Source organism: Aeromicrobium sp. MLTX1, from assembly GCF_046452335.1.
Lineage (GTDB): Bacteria > Actinomycetota > Actinomycetes > Propionibacteriales > Nocardioidaceae > Aeromicrobium.
This window is the reverse complement of record NZ_JBKFDN010000002.1, coordinates 955917-972979: the sequence shown is the minus strand read 5'-3', so window position 1 is coordinate 972979 and position 17063 is coordinate 955917. Positions and strand designations below refer to the sequence as shown.

Sequence of the window (17063 nt, the reverse complement as noted above, 5' to 3'; positions counted from 1 at the left end):
AGGAGCGAGATGTTCGAGGAAGGTCAGTACTTCGCACCCGTCGTCAAGAAGGGCGACGGCAGCGTGTCCGTGGAGCTGGGAGAGGGCCATCCCGGCCTCGACGACCCGGTCTACCGCGAGCGCCGCGACCGCATCGCCACCGCCGCCGCGCAGTGGCAGCCCGGCGAGCCGGCGCCACTCATCGACTACACCGACGAGGAGCACGAGGTGTGGCGCGTGGTCTGCGCGGACCTGCACGCGAAGCACCGCACGTACGCGTGCCGCGAGTACCTCGACGGCAAGGACGCGTTCGGCCTGCCCGAGGACCACGTGCCGCAGCTGCACGAGCTGTCGGAGGCCCTCGCGCCGCTCACCGGCTTCGCCTACCAGCCCGCCGCCGGACTGGTGCCGCTGCGCGACTTCTACGGCGCGCTGGCCGACAAGCGGTTCTGGGCCACGCAGTACGTGCGGCACCACTCCGTCCCGCTCTACACCCCCGAGCCCGACGTGCTGCACGAGGTCGTGGGCCACGGGAACACGCTCGCCGACCGCCGCTTCACCGACCTCTACGAGGTCGCCGGCGCCGCGGCTCGCCGGGTCGAGTCCGACGAAGCCCTCGAGTTCGTCAGCAAGGTCTTCTGGTTCACGCTCGAGTTCGGCGTGGTGCACGAGCCCGACGGGTTGAAGGCCTACGGCGCGGGCATCCTGTCGAGCCCCGGCGAGATCGAGGAGTTCCGGCAGATGACCATCCGGCCGCTGGACCTGGCCGACATGGGCACCACCGACTACGACATCACCCACTACCAGGAGGTGCTGTTCGCGGCGTCGTCGTTCGGGCAGGTGCAGGACGTCGTCGGCGGCTTCTGGGACACGTGCACCGACGACTCGATCGCCGCGCTGAGGCTCGCTGCCTGAGGACGCCGGGGCGGCGTGTGGCAAAGTGACGCCGTGGCGATCTGGAAGGCGGTCGAGGGAGCTCCCGACACCTCGGTGTCCGAGCCGACGGCCGTGACGATCGGCAACTTCGACGGCGTCCACCGCGGACACCAGTCCCTGCTGGCCGCCACGCGCGCCGTCGCGGGCGACATCGCGACCCTCGCCATCACGTTCGACCCGCACCCGGTCGCGATCTTCGCGCCCGACCGCGCGCCGGCCCGGCTGACCACGCTGGAACGCCGCATCGAGCTGCTGCACGAGCACGGCGCCGACCACGTGCGCGTCCTGGACTTCTCGAAGGAGATGGCCGCCTGGTCGCCCGAGGAGTTCGTGCGGGCCGTCGTGCTCGACCAGTGCCACGCCCGGGCGGTCGTCGTGGGGGAGGGCTTCCGCTACGGCAGCCGGGCCTCCGGCTCGATCGAGACGCTCGCGGAGTCCGGGCGCGCCCACGGCTTCACGGCGCAGGAGTCGGCGCTCGAGGGCGACGACGAGGCCTTCTCGTCCACCCGGGTGCGCGCCGCCGTCGCCGCGGGCGACGTCGAGCAGGCCGCGGTGCTGCTGGGCCGCCCGCACGAGGTCGAGGGCGTCGTCGTCGAGGGCGACCGCCGCGGTCGCGACCTCGGGTTCCCCACGGCCAACGTGCCGGTCGACGACGCCTACGCCGTCCCGCCCGACGGCGTCTACGCCACGCGGCTGCTGCTGCCCGACGGCACGCGCCTGCCCGGCGCCACCTCGGTGGGCACCAACCCCACCTTCGAGGGGGTCCGCGGGCGCCGCGTGGAGACCTACGTGCTCGACCGCGACGACCTCGACCTCTACGGCGCGAACGTGCGCGTGGAGTTCGTCGCGCGGTTGCGCGAGATGGTGGCGTACACGACGCTCGAGGCGCTCGTGCAGCAGATGCACCGCGACGTCGCGGACGCTCGCGTGGCCCTGCGCTCCTGACCGCGTGGCGATTAGGAGCCCCCGAGACCGCGCTGGTATCCTGATGGTTGCCGTCGAACGGCCACGGACAGAGAGTGCCCCGGTGAACAGGCCCGGGCGCGCCGTGCAACGGACACTCCAAGGAGAAACGTGTCGAAGAAGACCGCTGCCCCCACGGTGGCAGACATGTCGAAGCAGGACATCATCGCCGAGTACGCGACCGCTGAGGGCGACACCGGATCCCCCGAGGTCCAGATCGCGCTGCTCACGGGCCGCATCTCGCACCTGACCGAGCACCTGAAGGAGCACAAGCACGACCACCACAGCCGTCGTGGCCTGCTCCTGCTGGTCGGCCAGCGTCGCCGCCTGCTGAACTACCTGCAGAAGAACGACATCGAGCGCTACCGCTCGCTCATCGAGCGACTCGGTCTGCGCCGCTGAGGACGCGGGCGGTCATCCCCTCGGGGGTGGCCGCCCGTTCCGCATGCACCACAACTGAAGAAGAACCCACGACGAGGCCGGCGACTGCTCGGTCCTCGGTAGTGGCCCTCGGAGCCATCGGGCGCCGCGGGCCTCGATCGAAGACCGGCACCGGCCCGGGTCCTGTATGCGGACCGCTCCGGCGCAGCCGTCCTCGTCCCGACGAGCAGGGGAGCAACCCTGCAGAAGGGACACACATGTCCGACATCACCTCCGTGGAGACCGTGATCGACAACGGTCGATTCGGTACCCGCACCATCCGTCTCGAGACGGGCCAGCTGGCCCAGCAGGCCGCCGGCTCGGTCTCGGCGTTCCTCGACGACGACACGATGCTGCTCTCGGCCACCACGGCCGGCAAGCACCCGAAGGACCACTTCGACTTCTTCCCGCTGACGATCGACGTCGAGGAGCGCATGTACGCCGCGGGCCGCATCCCCGGCTCGTTCTTCCGTCGTGAGGGCCGCCCCAGCGAGGACGCGATCCTCACGTGCCGCCTGATCGACCGTCCGCTGCGCCCCACCTTCAAGAAGGGTCTGCGCAACGAGGTCCAGGTCGTCATCACGGTCCTGGCACTCAACCCCGACACCCCCTACGACGTCCTGGCCATCAACGCGGCCTCGGCGTCCACGCAGATCTCGGGCCTGCCCTTCAGTGGCCCGGTCGGCGCCACGCGCGTCGCGCTGATCGACGGCGAGTGGGTCGCGTTCCCGACGCACAGCCAGCTCGAGGAGGCCGTGTTCGACATGGTCGTCGCGGGCCGCATCGCGGGCGACGACGTCGCGATCATGATGGTCGAGGCCGAGTCCACCGAGAACACGTGGGAGCTCGTCCAGTCGGGCGTCCAGGCGCCCACCGAGTCGATCGTCGCCGGCGGCCTCGACGCCGCCAAGGTGGCCATCCGCCAGCTGTGCGAGGCCCAGGCCGAGCTCGCTGCCGCGGCCGCCAAGCCGGTCCAGGACTTTCCGGTCTTCCTCGACTACGAGGACGACGCCTACGAGGCCGTCCGCGAGATCGCGACCGCCGACCTCACCGAGGCCCTGACGATCGTCCGCAAGGCCGACCGCGAGGAGCGCGAGTCCGAGATCAAGGCGAACGTCGTCGAGCAGCTCGGCGAGCGCTTCGAGGGTCGCGAGAAGGAGCTCGGCGCCGCGCTGCGCTCGCTGACCAAGTCCCTCGTGCGCGAGCGCGTCCTGCGCGACAAGGTGCGCATCGACGGTCGTGGTCTGGCCGACATCCGCGCGCTGTCCGCCGAGGTCGGCGTGGTCCCGCGGGTGCACGGCTCGGCGCTGTTCCAGCGTGGCGAGACCCAGATCATGGGCATCACGACGCTGAACATGCTCGACCTGGAGCAGAAGCTCGACACGCTCTCGCCCGAGACGACGCGTCGCTACATGCACAACTACAACTTCCCGCCGTTCTCCACCGGTGAGACCGGACGCGTGGGCTCGCCCAAGCGTCGCGAGATCGGCCACGGCGCGCTCGCCGGCCGGGCCCTGCTGCCCGTCCTGCCCTCGCGCGAGGAGTTCCCGTACGCGATCCGCCAGGTCTCCGAGGCGCTGAGCTCCAACGGCTCCACCTCGATGGGCTCGGTCTGCGCGTCCACCCTGGGCCTGCTGAACGCGGGTGTGCCGCTGCGCGCCCCGGTCGCCGGCATCGCCATGGGCCTGATCTCCGGTGAGGTCGACGGCGAGCAGCAGTTCGTCACGCTGACCGACATCCTCGGAGCCGAGGACGCCTACGGCGACATGGACTTCAAGGTCGCCGGCACGCGTGACTTCGTCACCGCCCTGCAGCTGGACACCAAGCTCGACGGCATCCCCGCCGACGTGCTCGCCGGTGCCCTCCAGCAGGCGCACGACGCGCGCCAGACGATCCTCGACGTCATGGCCGAGGCCATCAGCGAGCCCGACGAGATGAGCCCCTACGCTCCGCGGATCATCACGGTGAAGGTCCCGGTCGACAAGATCGGCGAGGTCATCGGCCCCAAGGGCAAGATGATCAACCAGATCCAGGACGACACCGGCGCGAAGATCTCGATCGACGACGACGGCACCGTCTTCATCGGCGCCGAGGGTGGCGACGCGGCCGAGGCCGCGAAGGCCGCGATCAACGCGATCGCCAACCCGACGATGCCCGAGGTCGGCGAGCGCTACCTCGGCACGGTCGTGAAGACGGTCGACTTCGGCGCGTTCGTCTCGCTGCTGCCGGGCAAGGACGGCCTGCTGCACATCAGCAAGCTGCGTGAGCTCAACGGCGGCCAGCGCGTGAACAACGTCGACGACGTCGTCAAGGTCGGCGACAAGATCCAGGTCCAGATCGCCGAGGTCGGCGATCGCGGCAAGCTGTCGCTGGTCCCGGTCGTGGAGAAGGCCGACGAGCCCGCCGAGGAGGCGCAGGAGTCCACCGACGCCTGATCGTCACGCTCGACCGCACGAGGCCCCGCACCGAGAGGTGCGGGGCCTCGTCCCGTTCGGGGCCGTCACATCTCCTCGCGGGTGAGGTCGTACGTGATCGTGAACTCGTAGTCGCTCGTGGCGAACCCGCCCGGGTCGTGGGTCCACGTGGTCGCCCCGCTCAGGCGCAGCGGGCTCGGATCCGTGTCGTTCAACGGCCGGTCCGAGGTCGCACCCGTTCCACCGCCGGGGTCGAACGACAGCGGCCAGGAGGTGGCCTCGCTCTCCGTCTCCCATCCGGGGCACAGGTAGCGGTGGCTCGTCGTGACCCGTGCCGGGAGCGGCCAGACGTAGGTCCCGTCCGGCTTGTCGGCGAAGGCGATCACCTCGCCGTTCGAGTAGCCCAGTGCCTCCGACGAGCCGGCCTCGGTCGCCTTCGCCTCCGACGTGGGGTCCAGGTGGTAGTAGGGGCCTCCGACGTCCGGCGGCGGCGAGCAGTTCCCCTTGCTCCAGTCGGTGACGGTGAGGCTCACGTCGGCCCTGTAACGGCGCCACTCCACGGCGGGCTCCGGATCGCTCGGCTCGAGCTCGGTGTAGCTGCCGCTCGCGACCTGGCGCAGACCCGTCAATCCGGCACTCTCGGGATACTCGGTCGCCCAGCGGGACTGGATCGAGACGGTGCCGTGCCACGGACCGTAGCAGCCGTCGACGGTGAACGGCAGCTTGATCCGCTCGAACTCCTTGTCGTACAGATCTCCCGCGTGCGAGACTTCCTTCTCGAACGACATCACCTCCAGCGAGGCCGACAGGGAGTACCCGAGCCTGCCGCTGATGCGTACCCGGCACTCCGGGTACGTCCAGTCGGCGTTGAGGCTGACGGGCAGGCCGACGGCGAGCTCGCCGTGGTCGTAGAGCTCGAGCTCGGCCTCGGGATGGAGCCCGACCTCGGCGTGCAGGGCGGCCTCGGCCCGCGTCACGCTGACGGTGGGGTCGGTGCTGTCGGTCCGGGTGATCAGCCCGTCGTCGAGGTCGATGCCGATCGTGGCGGAGGCGGACTGGTGCGCCTCGACCGTCGCGGCGCCGGACACCGAGCCGGAGGTCCACGCATCGACCTCCAGTCCCGGCTGCACGACGACCGGAACGGGTCCGATGGTGAAGACGATCGTCGCGAACGTGATCTCGGCGAGGTCGTCGATCGTCTCGCTCCAGCTTGCGAGGGCCTCCGCCTCGAAGGACGCGTCGAGTGCCTCGGTGAGCGTGAGGCTGGCCCGGCCGTCGATGCCCTTCCAGCCGATGTCGATGTCGAGATCGCCGTCGACCGTGAGACTCGCGCTCCCGCTGACGGTGGCCGTCGCGTCACCGCCGCCGACCTGGCGCTGCCAGTCGAAGGAGATCGTGTGGGGGTCGAGGAGGGTGGCCGCGCGCCGGGCAGTGGCGCGCGGGACGAAGGCGGCCGAGCGGCTGGCTCTGCCGCGGCGCACCGCCTCGGTGAGGGCGGCGTCCCGGGTCGACAGCGTGGTCGTGCCGTCGCCGTGGTCCGCGCCTGCGAGCACCCGCAGGAGGAAGCCCTGCGGGTTGGTCGCGGTGGGGCCGGAGGCGAGCACGGCGCCGACGGGTGGTCTCGCCGCGGTCGGGACCGTCAGGGAGCCGCTCACGGGATCGCGGGTCCCGAACGTGGCGCCCGCGGACGTGACGACGCGCGTGTCGGGATCGAGCAGGCTCGTGCCGGTGGTCCAGCCGACGACGGAGAGGCCCACCGTGGCGGACGTCGTGCCGACGTTGCGGACCGTGATCGTGCCGTTCGGCGCGATCGGCACCCACCAGGTCGACTGGTCGGGGCGTCCTCGCAACGGTCGCAGGGTGGCGAGCGTGGAGCCGGCGCCGACCGCGGCCGCCGAGGCCGACGTCGATGCCTTCGCGGTGAGGAGGACCGCCGTCGGGGGAGTGGCGCTCGTGAGAGCGGGAACCCCGGCCCGCCCGGCGACGGCGATCCCGGCGGTCGCCCGGCCGCGCAGCGAGACGGTGCCCACGGGGCGCGCCGCCTGGGTGGTGGTCCACTCGCCCGCCGTGCCCGGATCGGCCTGGACGGCGTTCCGCGAGGAGACCCACCCGGTCACCGCCGCGCGCACCGACGCGGAAGCCGATCCGCTGACGACGCGGAACCGGCCCGCCGCATCGAGCGGGACGATCGTCGTGGCCTGCGTGGTCCGCCTCGGCACGGTCGTGACGACCGGCGTCCCCGACCCTCTCGCCGAGGTCGTGAGACCCACCGTCGACGCCTTCGAGGACCCGGTCGCCGTCAGCGTCACGACCGCCGCGCGGACGCCGGACGAGGGCACGCCGCCGCGGCGTGCCGAGACCCACACGGACCGTCGCGCCCTCAGGCTTCCGGCGGAGCCGAGGACCGAGGTCGGTGCAATCGTCGTGATCGTCCCGGTCCGACCGGCGGACGCCGCGGCGGACAGGGTCCAGGCCACGGCGCGGATCCGCACGGACACCGCGCCACGGCCCGCGCGCAGCCGCAAGGTGCCGGGCCGGACGTGAAGGGTGCGGACCGTTCGCGCGCCGCGGGCGAGGCCGAGCGACGTCGTCGCGCCCGGCGTCGACAGCGCGATGCTGGTGGCCCGGGTGTTGCGCTTCGAGGCCGCGGCGTCCACCGTGACCCAGACGCCCGTGACGCCGGTGCGCGGCACGCCGCCGCGCCCGGCGAGGGCGACCGAGGCGCTGCGGCGCGCCTTCAGGGAGGTCGCCACGACCGTGCGCGGAGCGGACGCCACGGTCACCGTCCCGCCCGGACTGCTTGCGACCCGACGGGCCGAGACGGTCGGGGCCGACTCCATCTCGCCGGTCACCGCCACCACCGAGACGCTGCGTGCGGTCGAGGTGTCGGGCAGGCCGAGGAACACGTCCCGGGTGTCAGCGGGGATCGTCACCGAGGTGTCGCTCTCCGATCCTGTGACCCATGCGCGGTACGCGGTGGCGCCGTCGACGGCCGGCCAGCTCGCCCGCAGGCCGAGGGGCTGCGACGAGACCGACACCGACGCGGGCGAGGAGACATCCGCGGCCGCGTCGGGCGCGACCGGGGCGAGGCCGAGGGCCAGCGCACTCGCGGCGGTGATCCAAGTGGCGAGGTGCGGGAACATGGCGGCCTCCGGCGTAGCTGCTCCGTCCCCGATCTCGCGAACGTAACAGCCCCGGATGCCGATGTCGGCTGGAATCGCAGAATGCGCGGGCCTCCGAGAACCCCGCGTCGCAACAGCCTCAGAGGTGTCGCCCCGCCCCTCGCGTGGACGCATATGGGAGCGCTCCCAAAAATCTCTTGACAGAGCAGTGTGACGCGGACCACACTGCATGGGAGCGCTCCCATGACGGGTGGGGGACTGACGGAAGGCACGACGTTGAATCGCACACGACGGATCGCCGCCTCCCTTGCCGCTGTCGTCGCCCTGGGTGGCCTGGCCGCCTGCGGCGGGAGCGACTCGGGCGAGGACGGAGACGACATCACCCTGCGGGTGAACCTCTTCGGCAAGTTCGGCTACACCGAGGCGTACAAGAAGTTCGAAGAGGCCCACCCGGGCGTCAAGATCGTGGAGACGGCCGAGGGCGACCTCGGCAAGTACAACACCAAGCTGACGCAGCAGATCGCCGCCGGCGGCGACGCGGGCGACGTGGTCGCGATCGAGGAGGGCCAGACGGTCGCCTTCCTCGCGGCCACCGACAAGTTCGTGAACCTCCAGGAGAACGGCGGCAACGACCTCAAGGACCGCTGGCTGCCGTGGGTCTGGGACAAGGCCACGAGCGCTGACGGCAAGACCACGATCGGCTACGGAACCGACGTCGGCGGCCTGGCCATGTGCTACCGCCGCGACCTGTTCGAGAAGGCGGGCCTGCCCACCGACCGCGAGGAGGTCGGCAAGCTCTGGCCCACGTGGGACGACTTCATCGCCACGGGCAAGAAGTTCCAGTCCGGCATCGGCGACGACAAGGTCGGGTTCATCGACTCCTCGACGAACACGTACAACTCGATCCTCATGCAGCAGGGCGACCACACCTACTTCGACCGCGAGGAGAACCTGGTGTTCGACACCAACCCCGCGGTGAAGACGGCGTGGGACTACGCGGTGGAGATGACCGAGGCCGACCTGTCCGCGCAGCTCAAGGCGTTCAGCGACGAGTGGAACGCGGGCTTCAAGAACGGCTCGTTCGCCACCGTGGCCTGCCCCGCCTGGATGACCGGCTACATCAAGGACCAGTCGGGCGAGGAGAACGCCGGCAAGTGGGACATCGCCACGGTGCCCGGCGGCGGCGGCAACTGGGGTGGCTCGTGGCTCGCGGTGCCCCAGACCAGCAAGCACCAGGAGATGGCGCTCGAGCTGATCAAGTACCTCAGCGACGAGGAGGGCCAGATGCTCGCCTTCGAGGCCGAGGGACGCCTGCCCTCCCTGCCGGCCCTGTACGACCAGCCCGAGCTGAAGGACGCCACCAACGCGTACTTCAACGAGGCGCCGATCGGCCAGCTGTTCGTGGCCGGTGCGGAGCAGCTCGAGCCGGTCTACCTCGGCACCAAGAACGTTCCCGTCCGCGACGCGGTCGAGAACGCCCTGCGCAGTGTCGAGAACGGAGAGGTCCCGCCCGCCCAGGGCTGGGACGACGCCTCAGCCGCAGCCGAGAAGGCCGCACGCTGACGCACCCCTGACGCGGCCGGTGTCCGCGCGTTCCTCCAAGGCGCGGACACCGGCTGCCCACGTCCGGACACCGAGATCGGAGAGGATCAGCCATGGCAACCAAGCGACTCGCACGGCAGCAGGGCGCCGGCCTCGCGTTCGTCTCGCCCTACTTCGTCGTCTTCGCGGTGTTCGGCCTGTTCCCGCTCGTCTACACCGCCTGGGTGTCGATGCACGAGTGGACGCTGCTGGCCGGCAAGGTCGAGTTCATCGGCCTGGACAACTACCGCGAGCTGATGGGGGACACGGCCTTCTGGCGGGCCCTGGTCAACACCTTCGGCATCTTCGTGCTCGCCACCGTGCCCCAGCTGGTGCTGGCCACGGTGCTGGCCCAGATGCTCAACACGCGGCTGCGGGCCCGCACCTTCTGGCGGATGGGCGTGCTGCTGCCGAACGTGGCCTCGGTCGCCGCCGTCGGCATCATCTTCGGCCTGATCTTCGCCCGCGACTACGGCATCGCCAACTGGTTCCTGGGCCTGTTCGGGGTCGAGAACATCGACTGGCGGGCCCACCGCTGGTCGTCGTGGCTCGCGATCGCGACGATGGTCGACTGGCGCTGGACCGGCTACAACGCGCTGATTCTGCTGGCGGCCCTGCAGTCGGTGCCGAAGGAGCTCTACGAGGCGGCGCGGATCGACGGCGCCTCGGCCTGGCGGCAGTTCTGGTCGGTCACCGTGCCGATGCTGCGGCCCACCCTGATCTTCGTGACGATCATCGCCACGATCGGCGGCATCCAGCTGTTCACCGAGCCCTTGCTGTTCAACTCCGGCGCCAACGCGATCTCCGGCGGCAACCGCGGCCAGTTCCAGACCCTGGCGATGTACCTCGTCCAGCAGGCCTTCACGGGCCAGCGGTTCGGCTACGCGTCCACCATCGCGTGGGTCCTGTTCCTCATCATCGCCGTCGTGGCGGCGATCAACCTGCTGCTCCTGCGGCGCATCCGATCGGCGGACTGACATGAGCCTGAGCACGCGCGCCGGCGCCTCCACCCTGGTCATCCCGCCCGCGGACCGCCCGCCCGTGACGTCCCGCGTCACCGGCGCCTCGCCGCTGATGTACGTCGCGCTGGCGTTCGTGGTGCTGCTGTCCGCGGCCCCGCTGTACTTCATGGTCGTCATGGCCTCGCGCGCCAACAGCGACATCCTGGGCATCCCGCCGCCGCTGCTGCCCGGCGACCAGCTCGCGACCAACATCGAGCGGGTCTTCGCCAACGACGACGTCCAGTTCGCCAAGGCGCTGCTCAACACGCTGCTGGTGGCGACGGTCGCGACGATCTCGGTCGTGGTGACCTCGGCGCTCGCGGGCTTCGCCTTCGCCAAGCTGCGGTTCCGCGGACGCAACGTCCTGCTCGTGATCGTCGTGGCCACGATGATGGTGCCGGTGCAGCTGGGCCTGATCCCGCTGTACATGCTCATGACCAAGCTCGGCCTCGCCGGCGGGCTGGCCTCGGTCACGCTGCCGTTCCTGGTGAGCGGCTTCGGCGTGTTCTTCATGCGCCAGTACGCCTCGCAGGCCATCCCCGACGAGCTGATCGAGGCCGCGCGCGTCGACGGCGCCTCCACGTTCCGGATCTTCTGGTCGATCGTGTTCCCGGCCCTGCGACCGGCGGCGGCGGTGCTGGGCCTGCTGACCTTCATGGAGCGCTGGAACGACTTCCTGTGGCCGTACATCTCCCTCGACATCAACCACCCCACGGTGCAGGTCGCGCTCTCGCGCCTGTCCGGCGGGTACTACACCGACCAGGCGCTGGTCATGGCCGGGACCCTCATGGGCACCCTGCCGCTCGTCCTGGTGTTCATCGTGTTCGGCCGCCAGATCGTCGGCGGCATCATGGAAGGCGGGCTGAAGTCATGAGCGCTCTGAGCCAGCGGTTCGATCCCGGGTTCGTATGGGGCGCGGCCACCTCGGCGTACCAGATCGAGGGGGCCGTGAAGGAGGACGGACGGGGTCCGTCGATCTGGGACACGTTCGCGGCACAGCCCGGCCGCACGTTCGACGGGCACACCGGCGAGATCGCGGTCGACCACTACCACCGGTGGCCCGAGGACGTGGCGCTCGTGCGCGAGCTCGGCCTCGACGCCTACCGGTTCTCGATCTCGTGGTCGCGCGTCCAGCCCGAGGGCAGCGGACGCGTCGAGCCGCGCGGACTGGCGTTCTACGACCGGCTCGTCGACGGCCTGCTCGAGGCCGGTCTCGAGCCGTGGCCGACGCTGTTCCACTGGGACCTCCCGCAGGCCCTCGAGGACGCCGGCGGCTGGCCGCTGCGCGACACGGCGGAGCGCTTCGCGGACTACGCGCAGATCGTGGCCGACGCGCTGGGGGACCGCGTGCGGAACTGGACCACCACGAACGAGCCCTGGTGCGCGGCGTTCCTGGGCTACGGCGCCGGGATCCACGCTCCGGGCCGCACCGAGCCGGCCGCGGCGCTCGCCGCGTCGCACCACCTGCACCTGGCGCACGGCCTGGCGGTGCCGCGGCTGCGCGAGGGCCGGCCCGAGGCGCGTGTCGGGGTCACCCTGAACCTCTACGCGGTGTCCCCGGCCGACGACACCGGACGCCACGACGACGCCGCGCGGCGCATCGACGGGCTGATGAACCGCTGGTTCCTCGACCCGGTGCTGCTCGGCCGGTACCCGCAGGACGTGCTCGAGGACGTCGCGGGCGTCGGCGGCACCGAGGTGATCCGCGACGAGGACCTCCCCGTGATCGCGGCGCCGCTGGACTTCCTCGGGATCAACTACTACTCGCGGCACGTCGTGGCGGCGTCGCCGTGGCCGGGTGCCTCCGAGGTCGACTTCGTGAACCGCGAGTGGCCCAAGACGGCCTCGGGCTGGGACATCGACCCGGCGGGGCTCGGCGAGGTGCTGCGGCAGGTGCACCGCGACTACCCGTCGATCCCGATCTACATCACCGAGAACGGCGCGGCCTTCGACGACCTCGAGGTCCGCGACGGCACGATCGACGACCAGGACCGCATCGACTTCGTCGCCGGCCACCTCGAGGCGCTCGCGGACGCGGTCGACGACGGTGTCGACGTCCGGGGATACTTCGCGTGGTCGCTGTTGGACAACTTCGAGTGGGCCGAGGGCTACGCGAAGCGGTTCGGCATCGTCCACGTCGACTTCGACACCCTGGTCCGCACCCCCAAGGCCAGCGCACGCTGGTTCGCCGAGCTCGCCGGAGCGAGCAGCACGAAGGAGAGGGCATGACTGACAGCCGCCAGCCGACGCTGGAGGAAGTGGCCCGGCTCGCCGGGGTCGGGCGCGGCACCGCGTCCCGGGTCGTGAACGGCTCGGAGCACGTGTCGCCCCACACCCGCGATGCCGTGGAGCGCGCCGTTCGCGAGCTCGGCTACGTGCCGAACCAGGCCGCGCGCGCCCTGAAGACCCGGCGCACCGACACGGTCGCGCTGGTCATCGCCGAGGACGAGGAGCGCGTGTTCGCCGAGCCGTTCTTCGCCGGCCTGGTGCGAGGGATCTCGCGCTCGGTCGACGAGACGTCGCGCCGGCTCGTGCTCTCGATGGTCCCGGACGAGTCGCACCTCGCGCGGCTCGGCCAGTTCCTCACGCCGCAGCACGTCGACGGCGTGATGGTGGTCTCGATGCACGACGCGCTGAGCCTGCCCGAGAGCCCCGACCTGCCGATCGTGCACGTCGGCCGGCCGCGCGATCCGCGCGCCTGCTTCGTCGACGTCGACAACGTCGGCGGCGCGCGCCAGGCCGTGGACCACATCGCGTCGCGCGGACGGCGCCGCATCGCCACGATCACGGGCCCCCAGGACCTCGCCTCGGGCCGCGACCGCCTCGCCGGCTACCGCGAGGCTCTCGAGGCCGCCGGGCTGCCGTTCGACGACGAGCTCGTCGAGACCGGCGACTTCAGCGACGCCAGCGGGGTGAGCGGCGCGGCGGCACTGCTGGAGCGCCGACCCGACGTGGACGCGATCTTCGTCGCGAACGACGTCATGGCGCTCGGCGCGCTGCGCGAGCTGGGCCGGCGCGGCGTGCGGGTGCCCGAGGACGTCGCGATCGTCGGCTTCGACGGATCGCCCGCCGCGGCCGCCTCGACGCCGGTGCTGACCACGGTGCACCAGCCGCTCGCCGAGCTCGGCGCGACCGCGGTCGACGTGCTGGCCCGCCGGATCGACGACCCGGCGGCCGAGCCGCGGTCGGTCGTCCTCCCGGCCGTGCTCCAGGCGGGTGAGACCGCATGAGCGCCGTGGTGTTCGACGGGGCCACCCGCGTGTACCCGGGCCAGGATCGTCCGGCGGTCGACCACATCGACCTCGAGGTCAAGGACGGGGAGTTCCTCGTGCTGGTCGGGCCCTCGGGCTGCGGCAAGTCCACGACCCTGCGCATGCTGGCGGGGCTCGAGGACGTCGACGCGGGCAGCATCATGATCGGCGACCGCGACGTCACGCGCGTGCCGCCGAAGGAGCGCGACATCGCGATGGTGTTCCAGAACTACGCGCTCTACCCGCACATGACGGTCGCCGAGAACATGGGCTTCGCCCTGCGGATCGCGAAGGTCTCCAAGGCCGACATCCGCACCCGTGTCGCCGAGGCCGCCGACCTCTTGGGCCTCACGGACTTCCTCGACCGCAAGCCGAAGGCGCTCTCGGGCGGCCAGCGCCAGCGCGTGGCCATGGGTCGCGCGATCGTCCGCTCGCCGCAGGTCTTCCTCATGGACGAGCCGCTGTCGAACCTCGACGCCAAGCTGCGCGTCCAGACCCGCACCCAGGTCGCGGCCCTGCAGCGGCGCCTCGGCACCACCACCGTCTACGTCACCCACGACCAGGTGGAGGCGATGACGATGGGCGACCGCGTCGCGGTGCTCAAGGACGGCGTCCTGCAGCAGGTCGCGGCTCCGCGCGAGCTGTACGACCGCCCGGTCAACCTCTTCGTCGCCGGCTTCATGGGATCGCCCGCGATGAACCTGCTCGAGCTGCCGATCAGCGACGGGGGAGTGGCCTTCGGCACGACGCACCTCGCGGTGCCGCGGCAGGCGCTGCTCGGTGCCAGCGGCGGCTCGATCGTCGTCGGCGTGCGCCCCGAGAACCTCGCGATCTCGGACGAGGGACTGCCGATCGTCGTCGACGTCGTGGAGGAGTTGGGCTCGGACGCCTACCTCTACGGGCGGGCCGACGGGGTCAGCACTCCCGTGGTGGCGCGCACCGACTGGCGGAACCCTCCGGTGAAGGGCACGCCGTCGCACCTGGCTGTCCTCGACCCCGAGCAGGTCCACCACTTCGACCCCCGAACGGGGCTGCGGCTCGGTCGATAGCATCGGGGCCATGACACGCGTGGCGGTGCTGGGTGCGAAGGGCCGGATGGGATCGACGTCGGCGGCGGCGATCGAGGCGGCCGAGGGACTCGACCTGGTGGCCGGCATCGACGTCGGCGACGACCTCGAGGCCGTCGTCGAGGCCGACGCGGAGGCCGTGCTGGTCTTCACGACGCCCGACGTCGCCTTCGACCAGGCGCGCTGGTGCCTCGAGCGCGGCATCCACGTCGTCATCGGCACCTCGGGCTTCGGCGACGACCAGGTCGCACGGCTGCGCGAGCTCGTCGACGGACAGTCGGGCGTGGGCGTCATCGTCGTCCCGAACTTCTCGATCGGGGCGGTGCTGATGATGCGCTTCGCGGCGCAGGCGGCGCCCTTCTTCGAGTCGGTCGAGGTCATCGAGATGCACCACCCCGACAAGGTCGACGCGCCGTCGGGCACGGCGGTCCGCACGGCCGAGGTCATCGCGCAGGCGCGACGCCACGCGGGCTCGGACCCGCTGCCCGACGCCACCACCACCGACCCCGACGGCGCCCGCGGCGCCAAGGTCGAGGGCATCCCGGTGCACGCGGTGCGCGCGCGGGGCTTCATCGCCTCGCAGGAGGTCGTGCTGGGCGACCCGGGCGAGATCTTCAGCATCCGCCACGACTCGTCGAGCCGTGAGTCCTTCATGCCCGGCGTCGTCGCCGCGCTGCGCTGGATCCCGTCGCACCCCGGCGTCACCGTGGGGCTCGACGAGGTGCTCGGCCTGGAGTGAGGCCGCTCAGCCGGCGACGAGTCGCACGAGCGCGGTCGCCGCGGCCGCGGCGATGAGCATCGGCAGGAACGGCACCTTGCGCCACAGCAGCACGGCCGCGACGCCGAGGCCCACGACGCGGGCGTCCAGGACGACCTCGGAGCCGGTGCTGAGGCCCTGCACGGCGACGAGCGCCGCGAGCAGTCCCACCGGGATGAACGCCGCCGCACGCACGGTGAGCGGGTGCTCCAGCACGCGCTCGGGGACCGACAGACCCAGCAGCTTGAGCGCGTAGCAGCCGACCGCGACGGCCAGCACGCCCCACCAGATCTCAGTCATCGGCGCCTCGCGACGTGTCGGGGACGAACGTCAGACCCACCAGCACGGCGACGACCCCGCCGATGATGATCGGCGCGCCCGGAGGCGTGAAGGGCACGAGCCCGAGGGCCACGGCGGCCGCCAGCAGCGCCAGCAGCCGCGCGGCGGTGGAGTCCAGTCGCGGCCACAACAGTCCCAGGAACGCGGCGGCGACCGCGGCGTCTAGGCCGATGGCGCGCGGGTCGCCGATCCGCTCGCCCGCCACGGCGCCGGCGAGGGTCATGAGGTTCCAGACCACGAAGATCGACAGGCCCGTCCAGTAGAAGCCCAAGCGGGCCTGCCGCGGGTCGGCGCGCACGACCGACATCGCGGTGGACTCGTCGATCACCACGTGGGCGGTGCCCAGCCGGCGCAGTCCCTTGACCCGCAGGATCGGCGCCAGCGTGATGCCGTAGAACGTGTTGCGCACGCCCAGCAGCACCGCGGTCAGCGCACCCGTGAGCGGGGCGCCGCCCGCCGCGACGACGCCGAGGAAGGCGAACTGCGAGGCACCGGTGAAGGCCAGGAACGACAGCGCGCACGCCTGCAGCACGGACAGGCCGCTCGTGGTGGCGAGCGCGCCGAAGGAGACGCCGTAGAGCCCGACGCCGATCCCCACGCCGAGCGAGTCGGCGACGACCTGCCGGTCGCTGGTGGACTCGCTCACGTCAGGGTGGTGTGGAGTCGGACCTGCTTGAGCGGGCCGGTGGCACCGGCGAACTCGCGGTGGGCGCCATCGGCGGCCCACCCGGCCTCGAGCAGCCAGGCGCGCAGGGCGTCGTCGGCGGGGGAGACCCACCACACCGCGCGACTGAAGCCGTCGGCGCGCACGGTGTCGACGCACGCGTGCAGCAGGCGCGAGCCGTGACCCTGGCCGAGATGGTCGGCGTCGACGACGAACTCGCCGATCTCGGCGTCGCGCACCTGGTCCGCGTCGGGGTCGTGGCACGGGTGCACGAGGGCGAAGCCGCGCACCGTGGCGCGCTCCAGCGCGACGAGAGTGCGCATGCGCGCGTCACGTGGCGCCGTGATCAGCTGCGCCCACCGCTGTGCCATCTCGTCGGCGTCGAGCGCGTCGAGCTCGGCCCGGTCGACGACCTCGCCGTACGTGCGCTCCCAGTGGGTGCGCTGGACCGCCGCGATCCGCGTCGCGTCGTCCGGCCACGCCAGCCGAACAGACAGGTCAGCGCTCATCGGGCCACCGCCTCGGACAAGCCACGGTAGGGCGATGGCCCGACTCGAAGCATGGACTGG

15 protein-coding genes are annotated in these 17063 nt (G+C 71.5%); 11 read left to right on the top strand and 4 right to left on the bottom strand.

Annotated elements, in window-relative coordinates; translation table 11 throughout:
- The first annotated feature begins 9 nt into the window (after window positions 1-9).
- The 4 genes from ACK99Q_RS15125 (at window position 10) to ACK99Q_RS15110 (ending at window position 4733) form a co-directional block, all read left to right on the top strand.
- Window positions 10-894 carry a phenylalanine 4-monooxygenase gene (locus ACK99Q_RS15125; protein ID WP_410186928.1) on the top strand — a complete coding sequence of 295 codons (885 nt, stop codon included), beginning with the start codon at window positions 10-12 and terminating at the stop codon, window positions 892-894.
- 33 nt (window positions 895-927) lie between these two features.
- Window positions 928-1860: a bifunctional riboflavin kinase/FAD synthetase gene (locus ACK99Q_RS15120; RefSeq protein ID WP_410186927.1), complete on the top strand. Its 933-nt coding sequence runs from the start codon at window positions 928-930 to the stop codon at window positions 1858-1860.
- 165 nt (window positions 1861-2025) lie between these two features.
- The gene (gene rpsO, locus ACK99Q_RS15115) at window positions 2026-2280 is read left to right on the top strand and encodes a 30S ribosomal protein S15 (protein WP_410187003.1); all 255 of its coding nucleotides are present in this window, start codon (window positions 2026-2028) and stop codon (window positions 2278-2280) included.
- A gap of 236 nt (window positions 2281-2516) precedes the next feature.
- Complete coding sequence (locus tag ACK99Q_RS15110) at window positions 2517-4733, top strand: polyribonucleotide nucleotidyltransferase (RefSeq protein ID WP_410186926.1); 2217 nt, start codon at window positions 2517-2519, stop codon at window positions 4731-4733.
- 65 nt (window positions 4734-4798) lie between these two features.
- On the opposite strand, the gene ACK99Q_RS15105 is transcribed toward ACK99Q_RS15110, so the two are convergent.
- Window positions 4799-7855 (bottom strand): hypothetical protein, encoded by a 3057-nt coding sequence (locus ACK99Q_RS15105; protein WP_410186925.1) that lies wholly within the window; start codon window positions 7853-7855, stop codon window positions 4799-4801.
- Between the two features lie 255 nt (window positions 7856-8110).
- Between ACK99Q_RS15105 and ACK99Q_RS15100 the strand changes: the two genes are divergently transcribed.
- The 7 genes from ACK99Q_RS15100 to dapB all read left to right on the top strand — a co-directional run bounded on the left by ACK99Q_RS15100 (window position 8111) and on the right by dapB (window position 15473).
- Window positions 8111-9397: an ABC transporter substrate-binding protein gene (locus ACK99Q_RS15100; RefSeq protein ID WP_410186924.1), complete on the top strand. Its 1287-nt coding sequence runs from the start codon at window positions 8111-8113 to the stop codon at window positions 9395-9397.
- A 92-nt stretch (window positions 9398-9489) separates the two neighbouring features.
- Window positions 9490-10392 (top strand): carbohydrate ABC transporter permease, encoded by a 903-nt coding sequence (locus tag ACK99Q_RS15095; RefSeq protein WP_179425062.1) that lies wholly within the window; start codon window positions 9490-9492, stop codon window positions 10390-10392.
- 1 nt (window position 10393) lies between these two features.
- On the top strand, window positions 10394-11290 hold the full coding sequence (locus tag ACK99Q_RS15090; RefSeq protein WP_410186923.1) for a carbohydrate ABC transporter permease: 897 nt from the start codon (window positions 10394-10396) through the stop codon (window positions 11288-11290).
- Window positions 11287-12645 carry a GH1 family beta-glucosidase gene (locus ACK99Q_RS15085; RefSeq protein WP_410186922.1) on the top strand — a complete coding sequence of 453 codons (1359 nt, stop codon included), beginning with the start codon at window positions 11287-11289 and terminating at the stop codon, window positions 12643-12645. The genes ACK99Q_RS15090 and ACK99Q_RS15085 overlap by 4 nt, the downstream gene beginning before the upstream one ends.
- Complete coding sequence (locus tag ACK99Q_RS15080; RefSeq protein WP_410186921.1) at window positions 12642-13646, top strand: LacI family DNA-binding transcriptional regulator; 1005 nt, start codon at window positions 12642-12644, stop codon at window positions 13644-13646. Before ACK99Q_RS15085 ends, ACK99Q_RS15080 begins: the two co-directional genes overlap by 4 nt.
- Window positions 13643-14716 (top strand): ABC transporter ATP-binding protein, encoded by a 1074-nt coding sequence (locus tag ACK99Q_RS15075; protein WP_410186920.1) that lies wholly within the window; start codon window positions 13643-13645, stop codon window positions 14714-14716. Before ACK99Q_RS15080 ends, ACK99Q_RS15075 begins: the two co-directional genes overlap by 4 nt.
- A gap of 10 nt (window positions 14717-14726) precedes the next feature.
- Entirely contained in the window at window positions 14727-15473 is a 747-nt protein-coding gene (gene dapB / locus ACK99Q_RS15070) for a 4-hydroxy-tetrahydrodipicolinate reductase (protein WP_410186919.1), read from the top strand.
- Between the two features lie 6 nt (window positions 15474-15479).
- On the opposite strand, the gene ACK99Q_RS15065 is transcribed toward dapB, so the two are convergent.
- The 3 genes from ACK99Q_RS15065 to ACK99Q_RS15055 are packed head-to-tail and all read right to left on the bottom strand — an operon-like array spanning window position 15480 to window position 17003.
- A complete protein-coding gene (locus ACK99Q_RS15065) occupies window positions 15480-15791 on the bottom strand; it encodes an AzlD domain-containing protein (RefSeq protein ID WP_410186918.1) in 312 nt (103 codons plus the stop codon).
- Window positions 15784-16476, bottom strand: coding sequence for an AzlC family ABC transporter permease (locus ACK99Q_RS15060; protein WP_410186917.1), 693 nt, complete (start codon window positions 16474-16476; stop codon window positions 15784-15786). The genes ACK99Q_RS15065 and ACK99Q_RS15060 overlap by 8 nt, the downstream gene beginning before the upstream one ends.
- The gene (locus tag ACK99Q_RS15055; protein WP_410186916.1) at window positions 16473-17003 is read right to left on the bottom strand and encodes an N-acetyltransferase family protein; all 531 of its coding nucleotides are present in this window, start codon (window positions 17001-17003) and stop codon (window positions 16473-16475) included. Before ACK99Q_RS15055 ends, ACK99Q_RS15060 begins: the two co-directional genes overlap by 4 nt.
- Between the last annotated feature and the right edge of the window lie 60 nt (window positions 17004-17063).